The organism is Rhizobium sp. NLR22b, from assembly GCF_019685295.1.
In the GTDB taxonomy this organism is placed as follows: Bacteria; Pseudomonadota; Alphaproteobacteria; order Rhizobiales; family Rhizobiaceae; genus Rhizobium.
Map to the genome: position 1 here is coordinate 374848 of NZ_JABDWM010000001.1, position 12704 is coordinate 387551.

At 63.0% G+C, this 12704-nt stretch carries 13 protein-coding genes; 3 read left to right on the forward strand and 10 right to left on the reverse strand.

Features of this window, described 5'->3' with window-relative positions:
- From cheD to HJC00_RS01785, 9 genes are all read right to left on the reverse strand, one after another.
- Positions 1 to 555, reverse strand: coding sequence for a chemoreceptor glutamine deamidase CheD (cheD, locus tag HJC00_RS01745; RefSeq protein WP_210629220.1), 555 nt, complete (start codon positions 553 to 555; stop codon positions 1 to 3).
- The gene (locus HJC00_RS01750; RefSeq protein WP_004672258.1) at positions 552 to 941 is read right to left on the reverse strand and encodes a response regulator; all 390 of its coding nucleotides are present in this window, start codon (positions 939 to 941) and stop codon (positions 552 to 554) included. Before HJC00_RS01750 ends, cheD begins: the two co-directional genes overlap by 4 nt.
- Positions 942 to 1985, reverse strand: coding sequence for a chemotaxis response regulator protein-glutamate methylesterase (cheB, locus tag HJC00_RS01755; RefSeq protein WP_210629221.1), 1044 nt, complete (start codon positions 1983 to 1985; stop codon positions 942 to 944).
- Positions 1982 to 2890, reverse strand: a complete 909-nt coding sequence (cheR, locus tag HJC00_RS01760) for a protein-glutamate O-methyltransferase CheR (protein WP_020920377.1) — start codon at positions 2888 to 2890, stop codon at positions 1982 to 1984. Before cheR ends, cheB begins: the two co-directional genes overlap by 4 nt.
- Positions 2887 to 3354 (reverse strand): chemotaxis protein CheW, encoded by a 468-nt coding sequence (locus HJC00_RS01765; RefSeq protein WP_011424005.1) that lies wholly within the window; start codon positions 3352 to 3354, stop codon positions 2887 to 2889. The genes cheR and HJC00_RS01765 overlap by 4 nt, the downstream gene beginning before the upstream one ends.
- 3 nt (positions 3355 to 3357) lie before the next feature.
- Positions 3358 to 5637, reverse strand: a complete 2280-nt coding sequence (locus HJC00_RS01770; RefSeq protein WP_221153991.1) for a chemotaxis protein CheA — start codon at positions 5635 to 5637, stop codon at positions 3358 to 3360.
- Between the two features lie 17 nt (positions 5638 to 5654).
- Positions 5655 to 6020, reverse strand: a complete 366-nt coding sequence (gene cheY1, locus HJC00_RS01775) for a chemotaxis response regulator CheY1 (RefSeq protein ID WP_003570362.1) — start codon at positions 6018 to 6020, stop codon at positions 5655 to 5657.
- Positions 6017 to 6313: an STAS domain-containing protein gene (locus HJC00_RS01780; RefSeq protein ID WP_210629223.1), complete on the reverse strand. Its 297-nt coding sequence runs from the start codon at positions 6311 to 6313 to the stop codon at positions 6017 to 6019. Before HJC00_RS01780 ends, cheY1 begins: the two co-directional genes overlap by 4 nt.
- 63 nt (positions 6314 to 6376) lie before the next feature.
- Entirely contained in the window at positions 6377 to 8008 is a 1632-nt protein-coding gene (locus HJC00_RS01785; RefSeq protein ID WP_210629224.1) for a globin-coupled sensor protein, read from the reverse strand.
- Between the two features lie 641 nt (positions 8009 to 8649).
- On the opposite strand from HJC00_RS01785, the gene HJC00_RS01790 reads away from it, so the two are divergent.
- Complete coding sequence (locus HJC00_RS01790; protein WP_210629225.1) at positions 8650 to 10071, forward strand: glycosyltransferase family 39 protein; 1422 nt, start codon at positions 8650 to 8652, stop codon at positions 10069 to 10071.
- 16 nt (positions 10072 to 10087) lie between these two features.
- Here the strand turns inward: HJC00_RS01790 and HJC00_RS01795 are convergent, their stop codons facing one another.
- Positions 10088 to 10384 carry a helix-turn-helix transcriptional regulator gene (locus HJC00_RS01795; RefSeq protein ID WP_221163641.1) on the reverse strand — a complete coding sequence of 99 codons (297 nt, stop codon included), beginning with the start codon at positions 10382 to 10384 and terminating at the stop codon, positions 10088 to 10090.
- 34 nt (positions 10385 to 10418) lie between these two features.
- On the opposite strand from HJC00_RS01795, the gene ybaL reads away from it, so the two are divergent.
- Positions 10419 to 12236: a YbaL family putative K(+) efflux transporter gene (gene ybaL / locus HJC00_RS01800; protein ID WP_221163554.1), complete on the forward strand. Its 1818-nt coding sequence runs from the start codon at positions 10419 to 10421 to the stop codon at positions 12234 to 12236.
- A 54-nt stretch (positions 12237 to 12290) separates the two neighbouring features.
- Entirely contained in the window at positions 12291 to 12668 is a 378-nt protein-coding gene (locus tag HJC00_RS01805; RefSeq protein WP_221163555.1) for a hypothetical protein, read from the forward strand.
- Positions 12669 to 12704: the final 36 nt, after the last annotated feature.

The following is a 12704-nucleotide window of genomic DNA, read 5'->3' on the forward strand; positions in this document are numbered from 1 at the left end:
TCAAAAAAATTCGATGCTGGTTTCGGCGGGCTTCTGCGGAGCGGCGGGACGCTGCTCGAGAGCGACGGTTCTCTGCGTTTCGGCGCCGGTCAAAGGGTATTGCCGGGCCCGACCGGAGACCGGCCAATATTCGAGCTTGCGCCCATGCTCTCCGCCTGTGGAGGAGCCGACCACCGGAATGCCTTCATCCCTCAGGAACTGCATGGCGAAGGCCGCATTCTGCTCACCGACGTTGGAGAAAGTCGAGATCGTCTTGGCGCCGCCGAAGATCTTTGCCTCCAGCCGGTCGCGCCGGGCGCCCTGCTTCAGGAGACCGTTGATCAGCAATTCCATCAGATGCACGCCGTAGCGTGTGGCGTCGCCGCCTGATGTCGGCGACGTCGCCGAGCCGGGCAACAGAAAGTGGTTCATGCCGCCGACACCGGCGACCGGATCTCTGAGGCACGCAGCCACGCACGAGCCGAGAATGGTCGAGAGAACCGCATTCGGATCGCTCAGAACCTTGTACTCGCCTTGAATGATGTGCACGCGGCGGGCTGCCCCCTCAATGATCATTTCAGAGCTCCAAACACGGCTTCGATAGCAGCTTTCATCTTCTCGATCGTGAATGGCTTGGCGAGCACGTTGTTGGCACCGAGCTGGGCCGCTTTCTGCACCAGCGCGCGATCGCCCTGGGCGGTGAGGATGATGAAGGCCGCCTTCTTGGTGTTCGGGTTGGTGCGCACGGCCTGAAGGAAGCCGATGCCATCCATCTTCGGCATGTTGAAATCAGAGATCACCAGGTGGTGCGGCTGCTCGGTCATGATCTTCATGCCCTGCTCGCCGTCGCCTGCGGATGTGATCTGCTTGAAGCCGAGCTGGGTCAGCGCGTCGCTGAGCAGCAACCGGCTCGTTACCTGATCATCGACGATCAGAACTTTGATTTTCTCCGCGATCGACATTTATTCGGTCCCTTCCTTTCGGGCGGCTGTCAATTTCAATATTTCTTCACCGATGGCAGTCAGTGGCAGCTGCTGCTCGACGGCGCCAAGTTCGTGAGCAACCCTTGGCATTCCGTAAACGACGCAGGTTTTTTCGTTCTGGCCGAGCGTTCTGGCGCCCGCGTGGCGCATTTTCAACAATCCGGCGGCGCCATCGCGGCCCATTCCGGTCAGAATCACGCCGACGGCATTGCGGCCTGCGAGTTCCGCGACCGAATCAAAGAGCACGTCCACGGACGGGCGGTGACCGTTGACGGGCGCCCGGTCGACGAGACGGCAGCACGGCGCGGAGCCGCCGCTGACCTGAAGATGACGTTCGCCGCCCGGCGCCAGATAGATCTTGCCGATCTCGAGACGGGCGCCGTCGGTCGCTTCCTGCACCACCGGCGCGCAGAGACGGTTCAGCCGCTCGGCGAAGCTCTTGGTGAAAGTCGGCGGCATATGCTGAGTGATGACGGTCGGTGGGCAGTTTGCCGGGAATTTCTGCAGCACGGCGATCAGCGCCTCGACGCCGCCGGTCGACGAGCCGATCGCGACGATCTTGCGGCCGACGCGAAAATCGGCGACGGAGGGCGGGGGCGCGACGGCGGCGGTCGGTTGGGAGAACTGACGCTGCGTGCGCGCGGCCGCCTTGACCTTCTCGGCGAGATCGCCGAAGGGCCTGGGTTCGCCGGGACCTGGCTTGCCGACGCAATCAAAGGCACCGATCTCAAGCGCCGCAAGCGTCGCTTCGGCACCGCGATGCGTCATCGTCGAGACCATGATCACCGGCATCGGCCGCAGGGTCATGATCTTTTCAAGGAAATCGAGGCCGTTCATGTTCGGCATCTCGATGTCGAGCGTCACGACGTCGGGATTCAGCCGCTTGATTGCCTCCCGCGCTTCCAGCGCGTCGCCGGCCTGGCCGATGACGCTCACTTCCGGGTCGGAGCTCAGCACCGCGGTAATCAAACCCCGCATGGTCGGCGAGTCATCAACAACGAGAACTCTGGCCGGAGCGCTCATGCCTTCCTCCCGAGACCCTTGGTCGTGTAGCGATAGGTCGTGATGCCGATATTGTCGAAGACGTGCTTCGCCTCACCGGAGACGCGCTCGGAATGGCCGATATAGAGATGGCCGCCTTCCGGCAGCAGGCCGGCAAAACGCTGCCAGATCTTCATCTGCGTCGGCTCGTCGAAATAGATGACGACGTTGCGGCAGAAGATGACGTCGAACTTGCCCTTGAACGGCCATTGCGCCATCAGGTTCAGCTCATTGTAGGTGATCAGCCGCTTGACGCGGTCGTCGACCTGGAACTTGCGCCGGCCCTGCACCTCGACTTCGCTGAACCATTGCTTGCGCATGGCGGGTGAAACGGTTTCGAGCGCGCTCTCGTCGTAGGCGCCGGCCCGGGCGATGGCGAGGATTTTCGGATCGATGTCAGTGGCCAGGATCTTGAAGTCGTAATCGGCGACGTTCGGCATCAGCGACAGCACGGTCAGCGCGATCGAATAGGGCTCCTGCCCGTCGGAGGAAGCAGCCGACCAGATGCGCACCCTGCCGCCCGATCTCGCCCGCTGCAGAAGCTCCGGCAGAACATGATCGCGCAGATGCTCGAAATGATGGTTTTCGCGGAAGAAGCGAGTGAAATTGGTCGTCAGATGCGAGAGCATTTCGCGGCGCGCCGCAGCCCCCGCCGGCGAAGCGACGAGTTCGCAATATTCCCGGAAGCCGGACAGACCAAGATTGCGGATATGTTTCGACAGACGCGAATAAACGAGCGAGGCCTTCGTCTCGTTGAGGAAGATGCCGGCATCCGAGTAGATCATGGCGGCGATTTCCGTAAGGTCGCGGCGCGTCAGCGGATATTCTCCGCTCGCCAGCACCTCATCGGCTCCCTGCCTCTGATCTTTTGCACCCATTGCACTCATGCGGCTTCGCTTTCGGTCTCGGAAAAGAGGGCTTCAAGTTCGATCAGGCAGATCATGCGCTTGTCGATGGCGAGAATGCCCCGGGCAAATTGGCGCTCGAGGTCGGAGGAGATTTCGGGCGTCGGCTGAATGATCTCGTCGGTGACGGTCAGAATGTCGGAGACGGCGTCGACCAGGAGGCCGACGACCTTGCGACGGACCTGGGCGACGATGATGACATGACGGGCTGTGGGATCGGCCGGCTTCATGCCGAGCCGGGCGGCAAGATCGATGATCGGCAGCACCGCGCCGCGCAGGTTGATGACCCCCAGCATATAGGCAGGCGAGTGCGGCATCGCGGTCGCGGGGGTCCAGCCCCGGATTTCGCGAACCGACATGATATTCACGCAAAATTCCTGATCTCCGATGCGGAACGCGATCAGCTCGCGATCCCCCTGGTTCAGACTTTTTACAGCGTACGACATTCCTTACCCTACCGCTGCTAACGACATTTCCGCTTTGAGCGACTGGCCGCGCGAGGCGCCGACAACCGCGTCGACATCGAGGATGAGCGCCACGCGGCCGTCGCCAAGGATGGTGGCGGCGGCGATGCCGGGCACATGGGTGTAGTTGGCCTCCAGGCTCTTGATAACCACCTGGCGCTGACCCTGGATGGCATCGACCATCAGGGCGCGCTGGCCGCCGCCTTCCGATTCCACCAGCAGCGCCACGCCCTCGACGGGGTTGGCCTGGGTCGCGCGGAAGTTCAGGATGCGACCGACATCGACCAATGGGCAGAACGAGTTGCGGATCGAGATCAGCCGGTGGTTCGCGCCGAAGGAGTGGATTGCGGACGCTTCCGGCTGCAGGGTTTCGACGATCGCGGTCAGCGGCACGACCAGCGTCTGGCCGGCGACGGTGACTACCATGCCGTCGAGAACGGCAAGCGTCAGCGGCAGGCTCATGGTGAAAACCGAGCCGTGGCCCGGCTTGGAGGTGATGTTGATGCGGCCGCCGAGCGCCTGGATCGAGCGCTTGACGACGTCCATGCCGACGCCGCGGCCCGATATGTCGGAGATCTTGTCGGCCGTCGAGAAGCCCGGCAGGAAGATCAGGTTATCGATTTCCTCATCCGACAGGTTGGCGTCGGCGGGGATGAGATCGTTGTCGATCGCTTTCTGGCGGACCTTCTCGCGGTTGATGCCGGCGCCGTCGTCGGCAAGCTCGATCAGGATGCGGCCTGAGCGGTGCTTGGCGGTGAGGCGAACCGTGCCTTCGGTGTTCTTGCCGGCGGCTGCGCGTTTTTCCGGGGTTTCGATGCCGTGGTCGACGGCATTACGGATCATGTGGGTCAGCGGCTCGGCCAGCTTGTCGATAACCGTCTTGTCGACTTCGGTATTTTCACCTTCGGTAATGAGGCGAATCGACTTGCCGGTCATATCGGCGATTTCGCGGACGATACGCGACATGCGCTGGAAGACCGGCTTGACCGGCTGCGCGCGGATCGCCATGACCGAGTCCTGGATCTCGCGGGTGAGCTGCTGCAGCTCCTCGAGACCCATGTTGATCGAGGACGTGCCTGTCGTGTCGTTCTCGATGACGCTCTGCGACAGCATCGCCTGGTTGATGACCAGTTCGCCGACGAGGTTGATGAGACGGTCGACGCGGTCGAGATCGACGCGGATTGTCTGGCCGGCGCCGGCGGCATTGTTCTGGGCGGCGGCATTGGCCGCGGCGGCCGCGGCGGCCGATTCCTTCTTCTCGACGCGAGCGGCGGCTGCCGCCATCTGCGTGACGTTGGAAGCGGTTTCGGCGGCGGCAACGGCAGCGGCCGTGTCTTCGGACCGTGCAGCGGAAACGCTCTCCGTTGCGTCGGTCTCGTCCAGGATCGAGAGGTCGAAGGGAACCGGCACCATCGGCAGTTCCTCGTTGCTCGAAGCGGCGCCACTGGTCTCCTCAACCGGCTTCACCGTCAGCTCGCAATCCCACTCGGCGAATTCGAAGACGGCGCGGATTGCATCCTCGCCCTTGTCGGTCTTGAGCGTGACGTTCCAGAAGAAATAGGCAGCCTCCGGATCGAGCTCTTCGAGACCCGGCAGCTCATCCGTATTGCAGTAGATCGTCATTTCGCCGAGGCGCGAAAGGTCGCGCAGCAGCAGGGTGGCGTCGTTACCCTTCGAATAGAGTTCGTGGCGCGGCTTGAAGGTGATCTCGTAGGCCGGCAGGCCGGTCTCTGCGCCGTCCTCGTCGGCGAAATCGTCGAAGGAAAAGGGGACGGGCTGGAAGCCGCTGTCGTCGGTCGGCTTGGGGGCCGGCGCCGGAGCGGCCGGAGACGCCTTTGCGGCGGCCTTGGGCGCAGGCGCTTCGGCCGAAGGAGACGGCAGCTCGCCGTTGGCCAGCGCCTCGAGCTCCTTGACGAGGCCGCGGCTGCGGCTTTCATCGACACTGCCGCCGTCGCGTGCAGCATTGGTCAGGTCGGCGAGCACATCGGCCGACTTCAGCATCACCTTCAGGACGTCCTGGGTCGGCTCGAGCTTGTTGGAACGAACGCAATCGAGAGTGGTCTCGAAAACATGGGCGAAGGCAACCAGATCATCAAGGCCGAAGGCGCCGGCACCCCCCTTGATCGAATGCACGGCACGGAACACCGCATTGACGGTTTCCGGATCGCGATCGCCATCGTTCATTTTCAGCAGACCGGATTCCAGCTCGGCGAGCTGTTCCTCGCACTCCTGGAAAAAGATCTCTTTGATTTCGTTCATATCCATAGGAGCAAATCCTGGGTTTAAGCGGTTACGCGCTCAATTGCATCGATCAGCTTGGCCGGGTCGAAAGGCTTGACGATCCATCCGGTGGCGCCGGCCTGGCGGGCGCGGTTCTTCTTTTCCGCATCGCTCTCGGTGGTCAGGACCAGGATCGGGATCGCCCGATATTTTTCGTTGCGGCGCACACCTTCGATGAAGCCGAAGCCATCGAGGCGCGGCATATTGATGTCGGTCACGATCACGTCAGGATTGGATTCTTCGAGCACCTCAAGGCCCTCGACGCCGTCTTCCGCCTGGATCGTCTCGAAACCGGCATTGTTCAGCGTCACGAGCAGCATGTTTCGGATGGTGCGGGAATCATCCACGGTAAGCACTTTTTTCTTCATTGCCGAATCTCCTTGGCAAGCAGGTGGTCAATATTGACGCCAACCAGCTGCATGGTTTTGTGAAATGCGTCGGACACCTTGGAGAAGGTGAATGGCTGCTTGTCCTGCTCCCAGGTCTTCTCGGCGGACATCAGGACCTGAGCGCAAAGAGCCCCGATCCGCTCGACGCCCGATGCGTCGATTGAAAGACCGCTGCCCCTGAGAGAAAGGAGCTTGTCACGCAAGGCGGAAGCCTCGTTGAGATCGAGCACCGCTGTCAAATTCAGCGTCTTGCCACTCTTCTTTGCTACCATCAGCTTGTCCTTGTCCCTTTGTCCCCGGCCCGAAAAGATGAGCTGCGGCGATCATCCGATAGGTTAGTAAACATTCCGCCCACCTCCGACGCTTACGAGCGATTGCGGAAGGCCAAAATCATCATTTTCGTATTCGTCTTCGACCGCAGGACGGGCAGCCGCTTCGATCGCGCGCGACGGCGCCGCGCGGACCGATGCTGCACGCCCGGTGTGCGCATTTTCCCGGGCGATGCGGAATTCGCGAATCGTCTGGCCGAGCTCGAGAATGACGGTATGGAGGTGGTCGGCGCCTTCGGCGGAGCATTCGGCCAAACCGGCATTGTCCGCCACCTCTGCGCCGAGACCCTTGACGTCGGCCGCCACGCCGTCGAGGCTTGCGGCATGCTCGCCGGTCCTGGTGGCGATGCCGGATATGGCGGCGTTGATGTCGGTGACCTGCCGCACGATGCTGCCGATCGAATCCTGGGTACGTCCGACCATCTGCACGCCGGCGTCGACCTGCGCCTTGGTCGTCGTTACCAGGGTCTTGATCTCGCGGGCGGCGTCGGCCGAGCGCTGGGCAAGCGCGCGGACTTCCTGGGCAACGACGGCAAAGCCGCGGCCGGAATCGCCAGCGCGGGCCGCCTCGATGCCGGCGTTCAGCGCCAGCAGATTGGTCTGAAAAGCGATCTCGTCGATCGCGCCGATGATCTGGCCGATCTTCTCGGCCGACTGCTCGATGTCGGCCATGGCGCTGATGGCGCGGCCGACGACCTCGCCGCTTTGTTCGACCGCAGCGCGCGTCGAGGCGGCCGCCTGTTCGGCGGCGCGGCTGTCGGCGGCGCCGTCGCGCACGCTTCCGGCAATGCCGGCAAGGGCAGCGGCGGAAAGCTGCAGCCGGCCTGCCTGGCCGGACGCAGTGCCGGCGAACTGCCGCGACTGAGCGGCAAGCGAAGCGGTCGCCGTCTCGGCCTTATCAGCGCGTTCGGTCATGGCGGCGAATTCTGCCTGCAGGCCATCCAAGGCGCCGTTCAGGGCGGCGGCGATGCCGGCATAGGCGCCGTCGGCCTCGACAGGCGCGCGCCGCGTCAGGTCGCGGGCGGCGAGGCCCTCGATAACCTCACCGAAGATCCGCCCAATCTCCGCTTCACTTCCGGCGCGCTGATCGGCGAGCGCGCGGCTCTGGGCGGCTCGCAGCGCATTGAAGCGAAGCGAAACGGCAATTTCCACATCGACCATGACGATGCGGATGATCGCCGTCATCAGATCGGAAATTTCGCGGGTGCGGCGCCTGGCCGAGGGCAGCAGGGGCCGGCCGGCGATCTCTTCGGCGAGGCCGGAAAGGACGTGTTCCAGCATGACGCCATGGCCGGCCACGTGCCAGCGCGGCTCGAGGCCCATCTTGCTTTCGGTGTCGGCGAGGACCTTGACACGCTCGGCATAGAGGCTGTCGAAGCGCGCATCCGTCAGCAGGTCCCAATGCGAGGACTGCAGATCATGCAGACGATCGACCTGTCGGTCGCTCTCGAAATTGCGAGCGGCGTCGGGATAGGACTGGAACCTGTGGAAGAGATCGCGCAGGCCCGCTTTCAGATGCGCTTCGAGGGCCGGTCGGTTACGGCGCACCAGTTCGCACTGATCGGCATCGAGACCGGCAAAACGCAGGCGGTCGCGCAAGCTGCCTGCCTGCGCTCCACGAGCCTGATCTGATGGCATGTCCTGCCTCAACGCCTGTCCCCGACCCACTTTCCAGGCGAATGCCCGGCAAAAACTTTTGCAGCATTCGATGAACGCAAGCGCGGAGCCGGTCTTCACCACCGGCGACGACCGGCAGGTAAAAGCCCCTGATCAGCTATGTTTCGAAGCTGTCTGAAGAGATGGATACCGGATCGACCCGGTACGGCGGTACGGCGTCATGCCTGCTGGGAACGAGCACATCTTCCCATTCCGACGTGTAACCCAATGTTTATGGTTAATTCCTTGCCCGAAGGTTAATACGCCGTTCCAGGCGCAGGCTTTTGGAGCAATTCAAGGCAGTTCGCAGGAAATACTTCCACGGAGTTGCACGGCTGCTACAAGGCACACGCAAGCTCCGTGTTATAGGCCGGTCGACAACCAAGACATGACGTCGACAAGGACAGAGCAATGATTGTTCTCGGATTGGGTTCCTGCTTGATCGCAATGGGCGTACTTGCCGCCATCGCCAGCCTCGATTTCCTTGCCGCAAACCGCGACATCCGCATGCTTCGGGTGTTCTGAAAGCTCTCTCGCTCCAAGCCGATCCATCCCCCGTTGGCAGTCCGGCGCCTTTGGTGTAATCGCACTCGCGCCTTTCATGTCAGCGGAACACTCGGTTCATGTCCCCCAGATCTGGTCTCCTCATCGTTCTCGGCTTCACGTTCTGGCGTGTCGTCACGCTGCGTTTCGATGCTACTGACCTGTTTGTCGACGAGGCGCAGTACTGGTTCTGGTCGCAGAATCTCGATCTCGGCTACTATTCGAAACCACCGATGATCGCCTGGGTGATCCGGGCAATGACGGAGCTTTCCGGCTCCAACGCCATCTATTTCATCAGGCTGCTCGGGCCGCTGATCCACATGGCGGCGGCACTGGTGCTGATGAAGGTGGCAAAGCGTTTCGTCGGGCCGGAGATCGAAGGCTGGACGGGCGCCACCTATATTACGCTGCCGGGGGTGGCGCTTTCTTCAGTGTTCTTCTCGACCGACGTCATCCTGCTGTTCTTCATCGCGATCGCTCTGCACGCCTATTTTGGCCTGACGCAGCGGCGCTCGGTCGGACTGGCGCTCATCATGGGCCTCGGCGTCGGCCTCGCCTTCCTGACGAAATATGCCGTGCTGTTCGTCGTACCGGGCGGCGCGATCGCCCTCCTGCTCATTCCGTCGGCGCGCATCGCCGTCCGGGACTTCATCATCGCGGTCGCGGTTGCGGCTGTCGTCGCCCTGCCAAACCTCTGGTGGAACCTGCAACACGACAATACGACGGTGCGCCATACGCAGGATATCGCCCATTGGAGCGACATCGGCATCAATCTGCGGCGCGGGCTCGAATTCTTCTCCGCCCAATTCGGCGTCGTCGGACCGATCATCTTTTTCGCAATGCTCTGGGCGGTCTATCGCATGATCAAGGGCCGGAGCGACGACCGCGAAAAGATGCTGATCTGGCTGTCGATGCCGGTGGTGGTGCTGATCACCTTGCAGGCGACGGTCGCGAAAGCCTATGCCAACTGGGCCGTGACCGCCTATGTCGCGGGGACCATTCTTGCCGTCTGGCTGCTTTACCGGATGTGGCCTAAGGGGTTGAGGCTGTCGCTCACCATCAACGGCATCGCAAGCCTGCTCTTTCCGCTGGCGACGATCTTTCCGCAGCAATTGCTGCTGCCGAACGGCGACGAACTGATGAAGCGCTATCTTGGTCGCGCCGAGGTCAGCCGCGAGGCGGGAGCCCTTGCAGCTCAGGCCGGCACCGACATTATCGTCACCGACAACCGCGATATGGTCGCCGACCTCTTTTATACACTGCGCGACGCATCCTACAGGATCTACGCCCGGGCGCCCGCAGGACTTCCGGAGAGCTACTACGAGCAGGAGTTCGCGCTGCCCGCCGACGTCACCGGCAAGGTGCTTTTCCTGACGGACGTCCCCCTTAGCTGTGCCACGGAAACGCCGGAGGTACTGAAGAAATGGCAGCCGACCGCGGGCTATTACAAGGGCAAGGCGCTTTCCATCTACAAAGTCTCCGCCGGCTGCCTGGCGCCCTGAGCCGGCTTCAGCCTGTTCAATTGGGCAGGCAGAGGCCGGCGCCTGCCCCTTCGATCTCGACGAACCTGACACCACCGCTTTCGAAGGCAAGGCGCAACTGCGCCTCCGTCGCGCGGTGGATGTCGTGGTGGCGTCCCTCGTAATCGCGGATGGTGCTGCGCGAGACGGCGGCTCTTTCGGCCAGATCGGCCTGGGTCCAATCTAGCAGGCCGCGCGCCGCGCGGCAGAGAGCCGGGGTGAGAATTGTTTCCCTTGCGCCTTGACCCATGGTGTGATGTTGCCCATATTGGTTGAGATAGACCATATATGTCATATTACGCACGGGATTTCCAGATCGGGAGACAGCAATGCCGCACGATACGCCCTTGATTTCGACAATCGTTGGCGGCCTCGTGCTGGCTTTCATCTTCGGCGTCCTTGCTCATCGGCTGCGCATGCCGCCGCTCGTCGGCTACCTGATCGCCGGCGTGCTGGTGGGACCGCACACGCCGGGCTACGTGGCGGATCAGAGCCTTGCGCCGGAGCTTGCCGAAATCGGCGTCATCCTGCTGATGTTCGGCGTCGGGCTGCATTTCTCGCTCAAAGACCTGCTGTCGGTACGCGGCATCGCGCTGCCGGGTGCCATCGTGCAGATCAGTTTTGCGACTTTGCTCGGCTGGGGGCTCGGCGCCTTGATGGGCTGGCCGACCGGCGGCAGCCTGGTCTTCGGCCTAGCGCTGTCGGTCGCCTCTACCGTCGTGCTCTTGAAGGCGCTGCAGGAGCGCCGGCTGGTGGAGACGGAGCGCGGCCGGATCGCCGTCGGCTGGCTGATCGTCGAAGACCTCGCCATGGTGCTGGCGCTGGTGCTGATCCCGGCGGCAGCCAGCATCGGCGGCGGCCATGGTCCGGTCGAGCCGCTGTCGGCGGCTCTGAACAGCCTGCTCGGCCTCGATCTCGGCATCGGCGGGATGATCGCCATGACGCTGGTCAAGGTGGCGCTGTTCGTGGCGCTGATGCTGGTCTTCGGCCGCAAGCTCATTCCCTGGACGATGCACCGCATCGCCCATGCCGGCTCGCGCGAGCTCTTCCGGCTCGGTGTGCTCGCCATCGCTCTTGGCGTTGCCTTCGGCGCGGCGAAGCTCTTCGGCGTGTCCTTGGCGCTCGGCGCCTTCTTTGCCGGCATGGTGCTGGCCGAAAGCGAGCTCAGCCACCGCGCGGCCCAGGAAAGCCTGCCGCTGCGCGACGCCTTTGCCGTGCTCTTCTTCGTCTCGGTCGGCATGCTGTTCGATCCGAACATCCTGCTCGACAGGCCGCTGCCGATCCTTGCCACCGTCTTCATCATCGTCATCGGCAAGTCCGTCGCCGCCTTTCTGATCGTGCTCGCCTTCAGGAAGCCGCCCGGCACGGCGCTGACGATTTCGGCAAGCCTCGGTCAGATCGGCGAGTTCTCCTTCATTCTCGCCGCTCTCGGCACCGAACTCGGGCTGTTGCCGGAGGAGGGCCGCGACCTGATTCTTGCCGGCGCCATCATCTCGATCGTCCTCAATCCGCTGCTGTTCTTCCTCTGCGACCGCATGCGGCCTCTTCTCGAAGGTGCAAAGCGCGAGGAAACCGTGGCCGACCCCGCTTCCGCCGCGGTTGCGGATCCCGCTCAAGAGCAGGCGGCGTCTGACAACGACGACGCGCATCCGACCACGCTAACCGGCCACGCGATCCTCGTCGGCTATGGCCGGGTCGGCAGGATCGTCGGGCAGAATCTCAAATCGTCCGGCACGCCCTTCCTCGTCATCGAGGATTCCGACAAGCGCATCGGCGAGTTGAAAGCACAAGGGATCGAAGCCTTCATGGGCAATGCGGTGGCGCGGGAGACGCTCGATCTCGCCAATCTTTCGACTGCGCGCAGCCTCGCCATCGCCATCCCGAACGCCTTTGAGGCCTGTCGCATCGCCGAGCAGGCGCGCAGCGTCAATCCCTCGATCCTCATCGTCGCCCGCGCCCATTCCGACGCCGAGGTCGACGAGCTGAAGCAATACGGCGCCGACACCGTCATCATGGGCGAACGCGAAATCGCGCTTGGCATGGTTGACCGGCTCGCTCAAGTGCATCATGAGAGTGTTTCCTATGAAGACAGGCAGGAGCCTGATACAATCATCCCGAGGGGCACTGCTCCGCCGGAAAGAGAATGAGAGATTGGCGCGCTTTTGAGCCGATACGGTAGTGACATCGCCGGGACGGAGGAGATGGAGCTGGACCAGCACCGTCTGACGAGCCGTATCGCCGCTTCCCTCCTCTTCGCCATTCTTGCCTATATCGGCCTGCTTTTCGGCGGCAATCTCATTGAGCCGGCGACCGCCGTCAACACGCTTTCCTCTTCCGGCCGCGATCCCCAGCCGCAGCAACTGAGCGCGCGCGAAGCCGGGCGCGGGGTGCTCGTCGCCGAGCGCAAGCTTGCGCCGAAACAGACCGGCTACGACGCCGGACCGCCGGCCCTTGCCGCCGCCCCTGCTGTCGACTTTACCGGCTGGGACATCGCCGCTCCTCTTGCGGCATTCGAGCCTGCGCTTCATCAGGCAGTTTCCAGGACCCATCAGGCGCGCGCACCGCCGATCGTCGCCTGAGGCCTGCGCCGAGCGGCGCTTCCGACCATTGACGAC

Bases quoted from the DNA above. Each gene is read 5' to 3' on its own strand.
- HJC00_RS01750 (WP_004672258.1), bottom strand. From the start codon at position 941: ATGTCGATCGCGGAGAAAATCAAAGTTCTGATCGTCGATGATCAGGTA.
- cheD (WP_210629220.1), bottom strand. From the start codon at position 555: ATGATCATTGAGGGGGCAGCCCGCCGCGTGCACATCATTCAAGGCGAG.
- HJC00_RS01790 (WP_210629225.1), top strand. From the start codon at position 8,650: ATGTCCCCCAGATCTGGTCTCCTCATCGTTCTCGGCTTCACGTTCTGG.
- cheR (WP_020920377.1), bottom strand. From the start codon at position 2,890: ATGAGTGCAATGGGTGCAAAAGATCAGAGGCAGGGAGCCGATGAGGTG.
- HJC00_RS01785 (WP_210629224.1), bottom strand. From the start codon at position 8,008: ATGCCATCAGATCAGGCTCGTGGAGCGCAGGCAGGCAGCTTGCGCGAC.
- HJC00_RS01765 (WP_011424005.1), bottom strand. From the start codon at position 3,354: ATGTCGTACGCTGTAAAAAGTCTGAACCAGGGGGATCGCGAGCTGATC.
- cheY1 (WP_003570362.1), bottom strand. From the start codon at position 6,020: ATGAAGAAAAAAGTGCTTACCGTGGATGATTCCCGCACCATCCGAAAC.
- cheB (WP_210629221.1), bottom strand. From the start codon at position 1,985: ATGAGCGCTCCGGCCAGAGTTCTCGTTGTTGATGACTCGCCGACCATG.
- HJC00_RS01770 (WP_221153991.1), bottom strand. From the start codon at position 5,637: ATGGATATGAACGAAATCAAAGAGATCTTTTTCCAGGAGTGCGAGGAA.
- HJC00_RS01805 (WP_221163555.1), top strand. From the start codon at position 12,291: ATGGAGCTGGACCAGCACCGTCTGACGAGCCGTATCGCCGCTTCCCTC.
- ybaL (WP_221163554.1), top strand. From the start codon at position 10,419: ATGCCGCACGATACGCCCTTGATTTCGACAATCGTTGGCGGCCTCGTG.
- HJC00_RS01795 (WP_221163641.1), bottom strand. From the start codon at position 10,384: ATGACATATATGGTCTATCTCAACCAATATGGGCAACATCACACCATG.
- HJC00_RS01780 (WP_210629223.1), bottom strand. From the start codon at position 6,313: ATGGTAGCAAAGAAGAGTGGCAAGACGCTGAATTTGACAGCGGTGCTC.